The sequence below is a fragment of the Cribrihabitans neustonicus genome, from assembly GCF_048820895.1.
GTDB lineage: Bacteria > Pseudomonadota > Alphaproteobacteria > Rhodobacterales > Rhodobacteraceae > Cribrihabitans_A > Cribrihabitans_A neustonicus.
Genome location: NZ_JBMERQ010000018.1, coordinates 1 through 13192 on the forward strand (window position 1 = coordinate 1; position 13192 = coordinate 13192).

The window sequence follows — 13192 nt, forward strand, 5'->3', positions numbered from 1 at the left end:
CACCGCCCACATACGAGCCTCGACGGGCTCACCCCGCGGGAGTATCACCAACGGTCAGTAGAGGGCCAAACCCTGAACAGAGCGAACTAATAACCGCGGACTCTGCGGGGAGCCCGTCAGCGATGATCGGCCTGGCCCGAAACGCAAAAAGCCCTTCCGGAGAAGGGCTTGACGGGAACATGCTTGAGTGTTCGGTAAAAGTGGTTGTGGGAGCAGGCAACCGCCGTATCCTACCTACCCTCTGCGCAATCATATAAATCCATGATAGCACACCGCTAACGGCACATTTGCGCAGGGGAACGGACTTTGCAAACTCAGAGTCGCCCGGCGCTCCAGGTGGACCTAGGCGGACCAGACCGGACCTTCGCCAGGGAGGTTATCGCTGCGTCGCAACCTACCCGAAGCTGCCATTCGTGTCGATGCTGTTGGCCCGACCTGGATTTGCTCTCATGGCTCGTCAAGGCATGGCGTGGACGTCCTCGGCAGCGAAGTCGATGAGGGTTCGTATCTTTCGAGGTAAGGTTCGACCTTCGAGATAGACGACGGTAACCGGTCCCCCATCCATGTCGAAATCCTCGAGCAGTGGGACGAGGCGGCCAGTGTCCAGCATGTCGGCGATCGCGAACCGCGGCGCATAGGCAATCCCCATGCCGGCCGAGGCCAACTCGATTGCCGCGCGGGCCGAGTTCACATGGAACCGGCCCCGCACCTGGGCGACGACCTCGGTGCCGTCCTTACTGAACGTCCACCTATGAGGTTGGCGCCGGTTGGTATCGACAATGCAGGCGTGCCGAGAGAGATCATCTGGTGCTCGCGGGTAGCCGTGCTCATTCACGTAGTCTGGATGTGCGACCAGTGAGCTATGAAACGTGCCGAGCTTGCGCGTCTTGAGTGACAGCGTCTCCGACACGCCTATTCGAAACGCCAGGTCGATGCCCTCGGCGGCCAGATCGACGTAGCGATCGTCCAGCCGCAGGTCGAATGTCAGATCCGGGTGCGCTTCGGCGAACCGGGCCAGCATGCCGGCCACGTAGATTTCGCCGAAGGTCACAGGCGCCGAGACCCGGATGATCCCGCTCAGGCCGCGCGACCCCTCCGAAACCGACCCAAGCAGAGCGTCGAGTTCATCAAGGACAGCTGGCGCCCGCGCGAGGAGATCCTCGCCGGCTGGCGTCAGCCCCACCTTCCGGGTCGTTCTCTGGAGCAACCGCGTGCCGAGGCGCGCCTCCAGTTCGGCCACGTATTTGGAGGTCAGGCGGTTCGAAACCCCCAGCTGCTCGGCCCCTGCGGTGAAGGAGCCGGTCCGTGCGGTGGCCACGAAAGCCTTGAGTTCATCAACGATATCCATGGGCGCCCTTTGAGAACAAAATCGCGATAGTCACTCAATAACATCGTCATTTTATGGAATATTGGGAAGCCTTACTTTCGCTTCAGAGATCAAAAGGCCGCCGCGAGGGTGGCGAAGCGAAGGAGAAATGGAATGCATATCGCAATCATCGGCAAAGGAAACGTCGGCTCCGGGCTCGCCCAGGTCTTTGGCCAGGCCGGCTACGAGGTGACAGCCATCGGCCGCAACGACGATCTCTCTGCTGCCGTCTCCCTGGCGGAGGTGGTGGTTCTTGCCACGCCCTACGGAGCCGTGGCGGATCTTGCCGGCAAGGCCGACTTCGGCGGAAAGACCGTTATCGATGTCTCGAACCCGGTGGCCGAGGACTTCTCGGGTCTCCAGGTCGGGCACAAGACCTCGGCGGCCGAAGAGATCGCCTCCCGGCTGTCCGGCGCGACGGTGGTGAAGGCGTTCAACACGGTCTTCGCCCAGCACTACGGCACGGGCCTCAAGGTCAATGGCGAGCCCATCCAGACCTTCGTCGCTGGCGATGACGAGGCCGCGCGCGAGACGGTCAAAGCGCTTGCCGCCGAGATCGGCCTCGAGCCGGTCGATGCCGGCCCGCTCGCCAACGCCCGCTATCTCGAGCCCATCGGCTTCCTCAACATCCAGTTCGGTTACGTCATCGGTCACGGCACCGGGATCGCGCCTCGCTGGCAGTTTTCCTGACATCCCCAACCCCACGGAGCATCTGACATGACCACGCAAACCCATACCGACTACGCCGCCGCCGCCCTTCGCATCTCGACCGGCGTCCTGTTCCTCGCCCATGGCTGGATGAAGGTCAGCGCCTTTACCATCCCGGGCACCGTCGCCTTCTTCGAAAGCCTCGGCCTGCCCGGCGTGCTCGCCTACTTCACGATCTTCGCAGAGCTGGCGGGCGGAATCGCCCTGATCCTCGGCCTCGGCACCCGCCTGGTCTCCATCGCACTGATCCCCGTCCTCCTGGGCGCGACATGGGCGCACTCCGGTTTCGGCTGGAGCTTCTCGAACGAAGGCGGCGGCTGGGAATACCCGCTGTTCTGGGCGGTGGTGCAAGGCGTCGTCGCCGTTCTGGGGCGCGGAGCCTTCGCGCTGCGCGTGCCGGAACTCGACCGTCGCCTCGGCCAGTTCGCCTGACCTCCCTTGCCGGCCGCGGGTCACCGCCCGCGGCCGCGCTCTTTCCCAAGGAGACCCCACATGACCATTGGCAACGACTTCTTCGACATGGATGCGGCCCCGCTGCGCATCGGGACTGTCCAGCTCAAGGTGCGTGATCTCGACGCTGTCTCCACCTTCTATCAGACAGTCTTGGGGCTCAGCCCGCTCGCGATCAGCGACCATCGCGTCACCCTGGGCGTCGGCAACACCCCACTTCTGGAACTCGCGGGCGACCCTTGTCTCTCCCCGCTCGATCCGCGGCAGGCCGGTCTCTTTCACACCGCCTTCCTGATGCCGACCCGATCCGACTTGGCCCGCTGGGTCGCTCATGTCGCCGAGGCGCGCGTGCCACTTCAGGGGGCCTCGGACCATATCGTCAGCGAGGCGCTCTATCTCGCCGATCCAGAGGGCAACGGCATCGAGGTCTATGCAGACCGCCCGGTCTCGGCCTGGTACGGCGAGGATGGCGAGATCCGGATGAGCACCGACCCGCTGGATCTGCAGGATCTGCTGCAAAGCGCCGAGGGCACCGAATGGTCGGGTTTCCCCGAGAACGGCAGCATCGGCCATGTCCATCTTCAGGTGGGCGACATGGGCCAGGCCGATGATTTCTACCGCGACGTGCTCGGCCTCGATATCGCGGCGCACTATCCGGGCGCCAGCTTCTACGGCAGCGGCGGCTATCACCACCAGCTTGCCGGCAATATCTGGAACGGCCGCCGGGCCGACAAGCGCCCAGAGGGCATGGCCGGTCTGGAGGCCGTCGAGATTGTTGCCCGGAGCCCGCAAGACCTCGCGGCCATTGCCGCGCGCGCCGTAAGCTCCGGCATTACCGGCATCACGAACAAGGACGGCCTGACCCTGCACGACCCCTGGGGCACCGCCATCACGCTTAGGACATCAGGAGACAAGACCATGCTTCGAGACGGAAAATGGGTTGCCGACTGGCAGCCGGTCCAGGCCAAAGACGACAAAGGCGGCTTCGTCCGTCAGACCTCCAGCTTCCGCAATTGGGTCACGCCTGACGGCAGCGCCGGGCCGACCGGCGAGGGGGGCTTCAAGGCCGAGCCGGGGCGCTACCACCTCTATGTCGCGCTGATCTGCCCATGGGCGTCCCGGACGCTGATCGCCCGTAAACTGAAGGGGCTGGAGGATGTGATCTCGGTCTCCGTCGTCGAGCCGGAACTGTCCGACCAGGGTTGGCGCTTCGGCGACCCGGTCGAGGCTGAGGGCGCTTCCTACATGCACGAGATCTACACCCGGGCTGATCCGACGATTTCAGGCCGAGCCACGGTGCCGGTGTTGTGGGACAAGAAGTGTGGGACCATCGTGAACAACGAGTCCGCCGACATCCTGCGAATGATGAACTCAGGCTTCGGAAAGCTGGCGGACGATAGCATCGACCTTTATCCGGCAGACTTCCGCGAAGACATCGACGCGCTCAACGATCGAATTTATCCGAGGTTGAACAACGGGGTCTACCGCACGGGATTCGCCACAACGCAGGTCGCCTACATAGAGGCCTTTCTCGACGTCTTCGCGATGCTAGATGAACTCGAGGAGCGCCTCGGCGACGGCCGCGAGTTTCTTTTGGGAAAACGCTTCACCGAGGCCGATGTGCTGCTCTTCGTGACGCTGGTGCGTTTCGATGTGGCCTACCACGGACTTTTCAAGTGCAACCTGCGCCGCATCGCAGACTATCCCGCTCTCAGCCGCTACCAGACCCGTATTCTCGCCATCCCCGGGGTGCGCGATACGGTCAGCATCGACCACATCAAGCGCGGCTACTACTCGATCAAGGCGCTGAACCCCACCGGCATCGTGCCTCTTGGGCCGGAATGTTCCCTGGGCTAAGGGCGTCCGTCAGCCATCCTGATCAGGTCCCTGCTCCGCGCGGGGCGCGCCAGCCCCGGCAGACACTGATCACGCGGAACCCGAAGGCTGCCACGACACCGGCGACGGCGGTCCAGGTCTCGGGGAGACCGAGCGCCGCGCCAGCCACCACGATTGTCGCGCCGACCATCGCCGCCAGCGCATAGACTTCTTCGCGCAGGACACGCGGTATCTCGACGACGAGCAGATCCCGCGTCGCGCCGCCGCCGACGGCCGACAGAACCCCGAGCAGGAACGCGAGCAACGAGTCGAGACCGAACAGGAGCGATTTCAGGCAACCGCTGACCGCGAAGACCCCGAGCGCCTCCAGCATCATCACGGGCTTGTTCAAGCGTTCCAGCAGCCGTTGCCCGAAGAAAACGCAGACACCCGCCGCGAGGGCCGTGAGCAGGTAGCACGGGTCCTCCAATGCTGTTGGCGGTGTCGCGCCCAGAAGCTTATCCCAGATCATACCACCCGCGAGGCCGACTGCGACCGAAAGGACCGCGATGCCGAATATGTCGAGGGCCCGGCGCACCGCCACCAGAGCCCCACTAATGCCGAAAACGAAGGTCCCGCGAAGGTCGAGCCAGAATGCGAGGGGAAGTTTTCGATGTGAATACCGTGATTTCAGACCCACACACGCGTCTTTGAGGCTGCCGACGATAAATGGCATGGGAAAGTGATACCCTCAATGGCTTGGTGTTGTTGGGGAATGTTGGAGGCTGCCCCGGGGGCGACACTAAAAGACGTCCCCTCCGTCGCGGCGCGCATCTCGTCTTCTGTCGGCGCATTCCAGGATCTTCAGCAGCCCTTGACCATCCGCGAAGCGCATTCGAACCAGAACAGCAGTCTGGACCCCGAATAGTCGCCCTGGAGAGCAAATGCCCCGGATGGTCGGGATGTCCACAAGCATCAGGTTCTGCCAATGGGGCCCGATTAGTTGACCTTGGCGCAGTTCGCGGCGTAGGTCAGCTCCCCGCCCTCACGTCCGGGGCTCAGAGTAGCACCGCGCCCTGGACGAAGGTCCGCGAAAGGCTGCGTACGGTCCTTGCCCTCTGCGACGGGAGCGACGGCTTTGTCCCGGTCACGCATTTTGCCCCGCCCGAGGAGCCACGGTTTTACAAAGGTCGCTGTCCTGCTCGTCATTGCCACTGGTGTGGAACGCAGCATAAGCCGGGTGAGCATCAACTGCCGAATACTACTTTCGGGAAAGTGACCCAATTGCTCTGCACTCGCAGCGAAGCAGTCATTGTACCTAGCAAAATGGCAAGTTTAGGCTGTTAGTCCCTGCCTGCCGCGAGATGGACGCGCCGCGGAGGTCCCCGCAGGCGCTACGCTGCCGCAAGGCCGGTTGGATCGAACAGAAACTTTTACTGAAGGATTCTCTGGGAAGAAACGCGAGAACAGGCTGCCTAATCAATAGCCAGAGCGGCCCGGTATCGTTCCGAGGAGATCCAATTGCCGAGCCGCTCAAGAATTCCGTCAAGCGTTGCAAGTTCCTGTTCCGATAACGGGTGGGTCAGTATGGTCTCCAAACGGTCAGACAACTGACGGGCGGTGCGGCGTATGTTTTGCCCTCTTGCAGTTGTTCTCAGCAGAAACACCCGCGCGTCTTCGATTGAATTCTCCCTTTCAATCAGACCGTTGCCCAAAAGGGTTCGAATAATCCTAGATGTCAGGCTGCGCTCCAGCCCCGTGGCCTTGGCGATCTCCGCAAACGTAGTGCCGGGCGTGTCGTCGATTAACCTCAAGACCCGCAACTCCCGAATGCGCAGACCCGTTTCGCGCAAGAATATCTCGTCGTTTGCACGGATCGCTTCCTGCGCCACGAGCTCGAGCCGGTAGGTCAACCTTTCGTTTTTGAAAACTTTTTTCATTTCCATCCAACTACATAATTTCTGAGCGGCGGTGCAAAAAAGGTATCGGTCGATACCCTGATTTTAAAGAGCAATATTCTTATGCTCCAATCAGTTTGCAGATTTAATCTCAAGCAACAACCATCTCATCATGAGATATAAAGGGGATCCGTCGCATGTTTTCAGAGTGGTACAGCATCCAGAAGCCCACTTCCGAGAGCTGGCTGCACCATCTCCACAGCCACCCCGAGACCGGTTTTGAAGAAACCAGAACCGCTGCCTTCGTAGCCAGCCGTCTAACGGAATTCGGCTATGAAGTTGCCACTGGCCTCGGCGGCACTGGTGTCATCGGAACCTTGCACGGTGCAGGCGCCAGTGATGCTGCACCGGGCCGCCGCATCGGCTTTCGCGCCGAACTGGATGCACTGCCGATGGCAGAAGAGGCCGACGTGCCCTACCGCTCAAGGGTGGAAGGGATGTTCCACGGCTGCGGCCATGACGGCCACACCGTTACCGCGCTCACTGCAGCCGCCTATCTGGCGCACAGCCCAAATTTCGACGGCACAGTACATTTCATCTTCCAGCCTGCCGAGGAATTGCTGACCGGTGCCCGCGCAATGCTGGCCGACGGACTGTTCGAACGCTTTCCCTGCGACGAGGTCTACGCCCTGCACAACCTGCCCGGCCTGCCTGCCGGCAAAGTCGGCATACCATCAGCTGCAGCAATGGCCTCAGCGGACAACATCGACGTCACCATTCGCGCCAATGGTGCTCACGGTTCGATGCCGCATACTGGGGAGGACGCCATCGCGGCGGCCTCGGCCTTCATCGGTTTGGTACAGCAAACGTCGACCCGGGTCATCGATGCGCGGGAAGCCGGTGTGATCTCCTTTGGCGTTCTCGCGGGAGGAACGGCTCGCAATGTATTGCCTGCAGAGGTCTGCATCGAAGGCACAATGCGCACCAACGCGCCCGAGGTCCGCGACAGGCTGGCCACCCTGCTTCAGGATGCCGCCACTGCAGCCGAGCGCCTCTACGGCGTCACGGTACAGCTGCAGGTCACCAAAGTTGCCCCTGTTACTCTCAACAATTGTGATGCCGTCGCTGCGGTGACGGCATCGGCCAGACGGGTCGCCGGTGCAGACAAGGTTATTACGGATGCCCGCAACCTGATGGCCTCCGTGGATTTCTCGGAATTTCTGAACCGGGTGCCGGGCAGCTACTTCTTCATCGGACAAGACGGCCGTGCGCCGCACCACCCCGAATTCGTCTTTGACCCGGCGGTCATTCCGGTGGGCGCTGCGATTTTTGCCGACCTGGCCAAAAGCCGGACCCGCTGGGTGCCTGCTCCGGATCCGCAAACCTGAATAACCACGATCATTCATCCAAGGGAGGAAACAGATGATCAACCCAGCCATCAAACTGCTCAAGGGCGCGGCTGCAGCTGCCGCAATCCTGACAGCTGCGGTTCCGGCCGCCAGCGCGGAAACTCTCACTATGTCGTCCTGGGTACCGCCAACCCATTTCGTGCATACCGACTTTCTCGTGCCCTTCACCGAAAAGGTCGCCGAAGTCACCCAAGGCCGTGTCACCGTAACCATCCTGCCCGCGCCGCTTGCCAGCCCGCCGCAGCACTGGGAACTGGCCCGCAATGGCATTGCCGACATCACCTGGGGCAATTTCACTTACGAGCCGGAGCGCTTCGTACCGCTGTGGTTCGCGGAATTCCCCAACGCCGGCACCAACGCCGAGGCACAAAGCCGGGCGCTGTGGCAAACCTACGAGAAGTTTCTGGCCGACAATCCTGCTTTTGATGGGGTCAAGATGCTGGCCGTAGGCATGTTTGGAGGCGGTCAGCTGCACCACGGCAGCGCCGCTGTGACCACACCCGAGGACGTGAGCGGCCAGAAGTTCCGCATGGGAGGCCCGATCCAGGAGCAGCTGCTCACCAAACTGGGAGCAGTTCCGGTCGCGGCGCCCGCGACCAAAGCCTACGAAATGCTGGAAAGCGGCGTCATCGATGGCTCGCTGCACACCATGGAATCTGTGGTCAACTTCAGGCTCGAGGACAGCCTCAAGCATCATACAATTTTTCCGAACGGATTCTATGACGCAACCTTCTTCGTGATCATGAATGGCGCCAAATGGGACCGTCTCAGCGATGCCGACAAATCGGCGATCGAAGCCATCACCGGTGAGGCCCTGTCGGCTGCATGGGGCAAGAACTTCGATCACCAAAACCCAGCTGCATCGGAGAAGCTGGCCGCTGAAGGCCACGAAATTGCCGAAGCCACTCCCGAGCTGATTACCGAGGTGAACGGTATCTACGACGAGATGGTGTCGGAGTGGACCGAAAAGGCAAAGGCTGCCGGCGTGGAAGACCCGGCTGCGATGCTTGGCTTCTACAGAGAGACCTACACCGAATTGGCTGCAGAATAACCCTCTCCGGGCAAACCACTCGGGGACGGTGTGACCGCCCCCTTTCTGCAAGAGGAGTCCGCAGGATGCGTGCTTTAGCTTTGAAAATCCGCCGGACAGTAGAAACGGCAATGGCACTGTTTCTGCTGGCCATGGTGGCTCTCACCTTCACCGATGTGATCGGACGGCGCCTGTTCGGCGAACCGGTTTACGGTGCAAATGACATCACCGAACACCTGATGGCGCTGGTAGTCTTTGCCGGCCTGCCCTTGGTGACCACCGCGGGGGGGCATCTGACAATCGATCTTCTCGACAAACTGTTGGACCGCCCTGGGTTGGCATGGTGGCGTGTGCTGACCGGGCTTCTGGTGGCAGCTGTGCTCGGTCTGATGGCCTGGTTGTTCGTCAAGCACGGCCTCAATGCCTCGCGCATTTCTGAGGTCAGCCAGGCGCTCCGGGTGCCGCGCGCACCGCTTTATTTCTTCATGGCGCTGAGCTGCACGCTGTCTGCACTGGCCGCCTTTGCCGTCGTTCTCGGCAACCCGCTGGCCGACGCCGAAAACACCCATAAGGAGGAAGTGTTGTGATTGCCGGTTCTTTGTCCATGGCGGCGGCCATCCTGCTTGCCTTCCTCAGGATCCCGTTGGCCTTTTCGCTGCTCGCTGTTTCGGTCATAGGTATCGGGTTGGCGATCAACTGGAACATTGCGCTGCAGCTGGTGCCACTGACGATCTCAGACGCGGTGCTATCTTATGACCTCGCCGTAGTGCCTATGTTCATCCTGATGGGCAACGTCATCTCCAAGACCGGCATCGCCCACGATCTGTTCCGCGCCGCATATGCCTTTGTGGGCAACGTGCGCGGCGGGCTGGCACTTTCCGCTATGGCCGCCTGCTCCGGCTTCTCCGCAGTCTGCGGCTCCAGTTATGCCACCGCCGCCACCATGGCCAAGGTGTCCTATCCCAGCATGAAGAAATACGGCTACTCCGACGAGCTGGCGGCCGGCACCATTGCCGCCGGCGGCACACTCGGCATCCTGATCCCACCCTCGATCATCATGGTGGTCTACGGAATTCTGACCCAGACCAACATCGGCGACTTGTTTATCGCCGGAGTGGTGCCGGGGCTGATCGGTCTGGCCGCTTACATGATGGCGATCCGCATCGTTGCGGCTCTTGACCCAAGCCATGCGCCGTGCGGGGAAAGCACCCCCTGGCCGGAAAAGCTCTGGGCGCTGTCCGGCGTCTGGCCTTTCCTGCTGCTGTTTGGGCTGATCATCGGCGGGCTGTATGCCAAGCTGTTCACCCCCACTGAGGCCGCTGGCATGGGAGCTGGTCTTGCCATCCTGATAGCGGCTTTTCACGGGCGGCTCGGATGGAGCGTGTTGCGCACCATTATCATTGATACCGCCTATACCTCGGTATCGCTTTACACTGTGCTTTTCGGCGCACTGATGCTGTCTAAGCTGCTCACTCTGTCTGGGCTTGCCGCGGGTGTTTTGGGGCTCGTCGAGTCGACCGGGCTCGAAGGCATCGCGCTGATTTTCGTGATCATGGCGGTGTTCCTTGTGCTGGGCTGCGTGATGGATTCTATGGCCATCATTCTGATCTTCGTGCCTCTGTTCGCACCGGTGGTGGTTTCCCAAGGCTTTGACCTGGTCTGGTTCGGCATCATTGTGATCGTGGTGACTGAAATTGCCCTTGTCACGCCACCCGTCGGTATGAACGTCTTTGTTCTCAAGGCCGTGCTGCCGGAAGTCCCGGTGGTAAAGATCTTCAGAGGGCTGGTGCCGTTCATCGTCGCCGATGTAGCCAGGCTGGCTCTGCTGATCGCCTTCCCTGCCCTGACCCTTTGGCTGGGAAGCACGGTAGGGTGAACTCCGAAACCCGTTCAGGTTTTCATTGCCTGAGCGGGACATTTACTGTGGAAACTGCCGCAGGCCGGCCGCCAGCTTGGCAGCAATGTCAGCTCGAGGCACCAAGGTCTCTGCACAGCGAGAACAGCCCCGCACGCGAATTGATCCCCAGCTTGGCATAGGCGCGCTTACGGTAGGTGATTACGGTATTGGGCGCGACCTCCAGAGCCGCTGCGATCTCCTCCGCCTTCTGCCCCACCAGAATACCCAGGCAGACCGCCCGCTCCCGCTCACTCAACGCGTCCAGAGCCGGTGGAGTGGCGCTGCCGGAGGTACTTTCGAAATGCATCAGCGCCAACCGGCCTGCAATTCGCGCTAAATCCGCGTCGCAGTCCGGCTGTGCCCCACCCGTCTGGTACAGGCTTACGAACAGCCTCAGCCGCACTCCGGCGGCCAGCACAGTGGTCTTGGCCCGCAGCCCCGGCGTGTCAAAGAATATCCGCCGGTAGTCGCTGCCCATCGTTTCGGCAATCGTCTCCAGCCGCCTCAGCCGGACTGTGCCAGGCTGCGCCTGAATCAGTTCAGGCAAAAGCGGATCCTGCAGATACCGGCCATCCAGATATTGCGCTGACAGTTCCTCGGCTAGCGCTGCACTTCGGTAATGGCGCGAGAACAGGCAGCGCGCATTCCCTTCAGTGATCGCAAATACCATGACCTGATCGGCCCCCAACGTTTCCATGAACTCTGAAAACGCCGGCGCAAAGCCGCCGCTGCCCAGCAGCGCAAGACAAGTATCGATATGCCGGAGACAGAATGCCATCGCCACAAGCTATCATGTCCCCCCTCAAGGAGGACAAACAGGACACCTGCCGGGCAGCTATGTTTTTCCCAATCAAAGAGGAGCTTACCTATGAGACCGGCAGGCCGCGGCGACACCGACTCACTCTACTTCACGTACCCGCATTTTGATCCGCCGGAATACCGCAGCAATCTATCAGATGATGTTCCGGTCGCAATCGTGGGCGCCGGTCCTGTGGGCATGACAACAGCGCTCGCACTGGCCCGCCACGGCGTGCCATCGGTGCTGTTTGACGCTAAGTCCACCTTCAACGACGGAAGCCGCGCCATCTGTGTCGCCCGCCACAGTTTTCGCATCTTCGAGCGCATCGGCGCAGTAACGCCCTTCCTGGAAAAAGCGCTGCCCTGGACCACAGGGCGCAGTTTCTACCGCGGCCGCCAGATCCTCGAGTTCGCAATGCCGGACAGCCCGGCCGAGAAGTACCGGCCGATGTACAACATCCAGCAGCAGTACATCGAGCAATATCTTTGGGACGCCATCGCCCGCGAGCCGCTGATCGAAACCCGCTGGCAAAGCCGGATCACCGGGGCCAGTGATACCCGCGATGGCGTCACCCTAACGGTCGAAGACCCGCACGGCATCCATACGTTCAACGCGGCTTGGGTGCTGGCCGCGGACGGCGCCCGCAGCGCCATCCGCAAACTGCGCGGCCTTCGCCTGAAAGGTGAGAACTACGAGGGCCGCTATGTCATTGCCGATGTGCAGATGAAGCACGATTACTCAACCATCCGCCGGGCACTGTTTGACCCTGACTGGGCTCTGTTGCACAAATTGGCTGATGGCCGGGGTTCCCCTTTCCCCGGACAGACTTATCCCACGGGCTCTGTGACAGGGATGCCGAGCGCGGTGTAGCCGTTCAGAACGGCGATACGGACCTGAAGCTCCGCGACCTGTCGGTCGAAGTCCCGTGCCATGAGGCGCTGCCCCAGCAGTTTCACACAGTGCATCTTCGTTTCGACGCGGCTTCGGCGGTGGTATCCGCTCCATCGTCGCCAGAGGGCACGACCGAGGTATTTCGATGCCCGCAGTGCTTCGTTTCGTGCGACCGCGCCGGCGGTGGCGGTCTTCCACGGTTTGGCGTTCTTGCGGGGCGGGAGTGAGGAAGGCCCGGAAAGGGTCCGGGGGACCCTTTCCCTGACGAACGGCGTGGGCGCCGCGGTCAGCGATTGCATCGTGGCATTTGCGGGTGTCGTAGGCACCGTCGGCAGTGACGCTGCTGATCTGCTCGTACGCCGGGATCTGGTTGAGCAGGTCGGGTAACACCGGCGCATCGCCGATATGGTTCCCTGTGATCTCAACAGCCCGAACCTCCAGCGTTTCCTCATCAATCCCCAAGTGGACCTTGCGCCAGACGCGCCGCTTGGGACCACCATGCTTGCGGGCCTGCCACTCGCCTTCGCCCTCCACCTTGATCCCGGTGCTATCGATTAACAGGTGCAGCGGGCCCTTCGCGCCACGGTAGGGGATGTTGACGGCCAGGGTCTTCTGGCGGCGGGACAGGGTGCTGAAGTCGGGCACCGCCCAGTCGAGGCCGACCAGCCGCAGCAGGCTTTCCACGAAGCCTGTCGTCTGCCGAAGCGCCATGCCGAACAGCACCTTCATCGAAAGGCATGTCTGGATGGCGGCATCGCTGTAGGTCTGCTGGCGGCCACGCCTGCCTGTCGGCGCGGCATCCCAGCTCATCTCGGGGTCAAACCAGATCGTCAGCGAGCCGCGGCGCTTGAGTGCTTCATTGTAGGCTGGCCAGTTCCTGGTCCTGTAGGTCAGGGGGGGGAGGTCTGCTCATGCATCCTAGCTACCAA

Annotated in this window: 12 protein-coding genes and 2 pseudogenes; 9 read left to right on the forward strand and 5 right to left on the reverse strand. The window is 61.7% G+C overall.

The annotated features are described in order from the left end of the window. Positions 1 to 457: 457 nt before the first annotated feature. On the reverse strand, positions 458 to 1348 hold the full coding sequence (locus ACOHWE_RS19130) for a LysR family transcriptional regulator (protein ID WP_420668330.1): 891 nt from the start codon (positions 1346 to 1348) through the stop codon (positions 458 to 460). 132 nt (positions 1349 to 1480) lie between these two features. Between ACOHWE_RS19130 and ACOHWE_RS19135 the strand changes: the two genes are divergently transcribed. From ACOHWE_RS19135 to ACOHWE_RS19150, 4 genes and pseudogenes are all read left to right on the forward strand, one after another. Next, positions 1481 to 2056: an NADPH-dependent F420 reductase gene (locus tag ACOHWE_RS19135; protein ID WP_420668331.1), complete on the forward strand. Its 576-nt coding sequence runs from the start codon at positions 1481 to 1483 to the stop codon at positions 2054 to 2056. 27 nt (positions 2057 to 2083) lie between these two features. Then, entirely contained in the window at positions 2084 to 2506 is a 423-nt protein-coding gene (locus ACOHWE_RS19140) for a DoxX family protein (RefSeq protein WP_420668332.1), read from the forward strand. An 87-nt stretch (positions 2507 to 2593) separates the two neighbouring features. Then, a pseudogene (locus tag ACOHWE_RS19145) lies at positions 2594 to 3349 on the forward strand (VOC family protein); the annotation flags it as partial. A gap of 93 nt (positions 3350 to 3442) precedes the next feature. Next, complete coding sequence (locus tag ACOHWE_RS19150) at positions 3443 to 4381, forward strand: glutathione S-transferase family protein (RefSeq protein ID WP_420668362.1); 939 nt, start codon at positions 3443 to 3445, stop codon at positions 4379 to 4381. A 22-nt stretch (positions 4382 to 4403) separates the two neighbouring features. On the opposite strand, the gene ACOHWE_RS19155 is transcribed toward ACOHWE_RS19150, so the two are convergent. Together ACOHWE_RS19155 and ACOHWE_RS19160 are read right to left on the reverse strand one after the other, a co-directional pair. Then, positions 4404 to 5075, reverse strand: a complete 672-nt coding sequence (locus ACOHWE_RS19155; protein ID WP_420668333.1) for a trimeric intracellular cation channel family protein — start codon at positions 5073 to 5075, stop codon at positions 4404 to 4406. 739 nt (positions 5076 to 5814) lie between these two features. Further along, positions 5815 to 6279, reverse strand: coding sequence for a MarR family winged helix-turn-helix transcriptional regulator (locus ACOHWE_RS19160; RefSeq protein ID WP_420668334.1), 465 nt, complete (start codon positions 6277 to 6279; stop codon positions 5815 to 5817). Between the two features lie 155 nt (positions 6280 to 6434). Here ACOHWE_RS19160 and ACOHWE_RS19165 point away from each other — a divergent pair, with 155 nt between their 5' ends. The 4 genes from ACOHWE_RS19165 (at position 6435) to ACOHWE_RS19180 (ending at position 10552) form a co-directional block, all read left to right on the forward strand. After that, a complete protein-coding gene (locus ACOHWE_RS19165) occupies positions 6435 to 7625 on the forward strand; it encodes an amidohydrolase (protein ID WP_420668335.1) in 1191 nt (396 codons plus the stop codon). Positions 7626 to 7659: 34 nt separating this feature from the next. After that, a complete protein-coding gene (locus tag ACOHWE_RS19170) occupies positions 7660 to 8697 on the forward strand; it encodes a TRAP transporter substrate-binding protein (RefSeq protein ID WP_420668336.1) in 1038 nt (345 codons plus the stop codon). 110 nt (positions 8698 to 8807) lie between these two features. After that, positions 8808 to 9263 (forward strand): TRAP transporter small permease, encoded by a 456-nt coding sequence (locus ACOHWE_RS19175; protein ID WP_420668337.1) that lies wholly within the window; start codon positions 8808 to 8810, stop codon positions 9261 to 9263. Continuing rightward, positions 9260 to 10552, forward strand: coding sequence for a TRAP transporter large permease (locus ACOHWE_RS19180; protein ID WP_420668338.1), 1293 nt, complete (start codon positions 9260 to 9262; stop codon positions 10550 to 10552). The genes ACOHWE_RS19175 and ACOHWE_RS19180 overlap by 4 nt, the downstream gene beginning before the upstream one ends. Before the next feature lie 88 nt (positions 10553 to 10640). Here ACOHWE_RS19180 and ACOHWE_RS19185 read toward each other — a convergent pair whose 3' ends face one another. Next, positions 10641 to 11351, reverse strand: a complete 711-nt coding sequence (locus ACOHWE_RS19185) for a helix-turn-helix transcriptional regulator (RefSeq protein WP_420668364.1) — start codon at positions 11349 to 11351, stop codon at positions 10641 to 10643. A 90-nt stretch (positions 11352 to 11441) separates the two neighbouring features. On the opposite strand from ACOHWE_RS19185, the gene ACOHWE_RS19190 reads away from it, so the two are divergent. Continuing rightward, positions 11442 to 12242: an FAD-dependent monooxygenase gene (locus ACOHWE_RS19190; RefSeq protein WP_420668339.1), complete on the forward strand. Its 801-nt coding sequence runs from the start codon at positions 11442 to 11444 to the stop codon at positions 12240 to 12242. Here ACOHWE_RS19190 and ACOHWE_RS19195 read toward each other — a convergent pair. Next, positions 12200 to 13176 (reverse strand): annotated as a pseudogene (locus ACOHWE_RS19195) (IS5 family transposase). The gene ACOHWE_RS19190 and the pseudogene ACOHWE_RS19195 overlap by 43 nt on opposite strands. Positions 13177 to 13192 lie beyond the last annotated feature (16 nt).

Bases quoted from the DNA above. Each gene is read 5' to 3' on its own strand.
- ACOHWE_RS19130 (WP_420668330.1), bottom strand. From the start codon at position 1,348: ATGGATATCGTTGATGAACTCAAGGCTTTCGTGGCCACCGCACGGACC.
- ACOHWE_RS19135 (WP_420668331.1), top strand. From the start codon at position 1,481: ATGCATATCGCAATCATCGGCAAAGGAAACGTCGGCTCCGGGCTCGCC.
- ACOHWE_RS19140 (WP_420668332.1), top strand. From the start codon at position 2,084: ATGACCACGCAAACCCATACCGACTACGCCGCCGCCGCCCTTCGCATC.
- ACOHWE_RS19150 (WP_420668362.1), top strand. From the start codon at position 3,443: ATGCTTCGAGACGGAAAATGGGTTGCCGACTGGCAGCCGGTCCAGGCC.
- ACOHWE_RS19155 (WP_420668333.1), bottom strand. From the start codon at position 5,075: ATGCCATTTATCGTCGGCAGCCTCAAAGACGCGTGTGTGGGTCTGAAA.
- ACOHWE_RS19160 (WP_420668334.1), bottom strand. From the start codon at position 6,279: ATGAAAAAAGTTTTCAAAAACGAAAGGTTGACCTACCGGCTCGAGCTC.
- ACOHWE_RS19165 (WP_420668335.1), top strand. From the start codon at position 6,435: ATGTTTTCAGAGTGGTACAGCATCCAGAAGCCCACTTCCGAGAGCTGG.
- ACOHWE_RS19170 (WP_420668336.1), top strand. From the start codon at position 7,660: ATGATCAACCCAGCCATCAAACTGCTCAAGGGCGCGGCTGCAGCTGCC.
- ACOHWE_RS19175 (WP_420668337.1), top strand. From the start codon at position 8,808: ATGGCACTGTTTCTGCTGGCCATGGTGGCTCTCACCTTCACCGATGTG.
- ACOHWE_RS19185 (WP_420668364.1), bottom strand. From the start codon at position 11,351: ATGGCATTCTGTCTCCGGCATATCGATACTTGTCTTGCGCTGCTGGGC.
- ACOHWE_RS19190 (WP_420668339.1), top strand. From the start codon at position 11,442: ATGAGACCGGCAGGCCGCGGCGACACCGACTCACTCTACTTCACGTAC.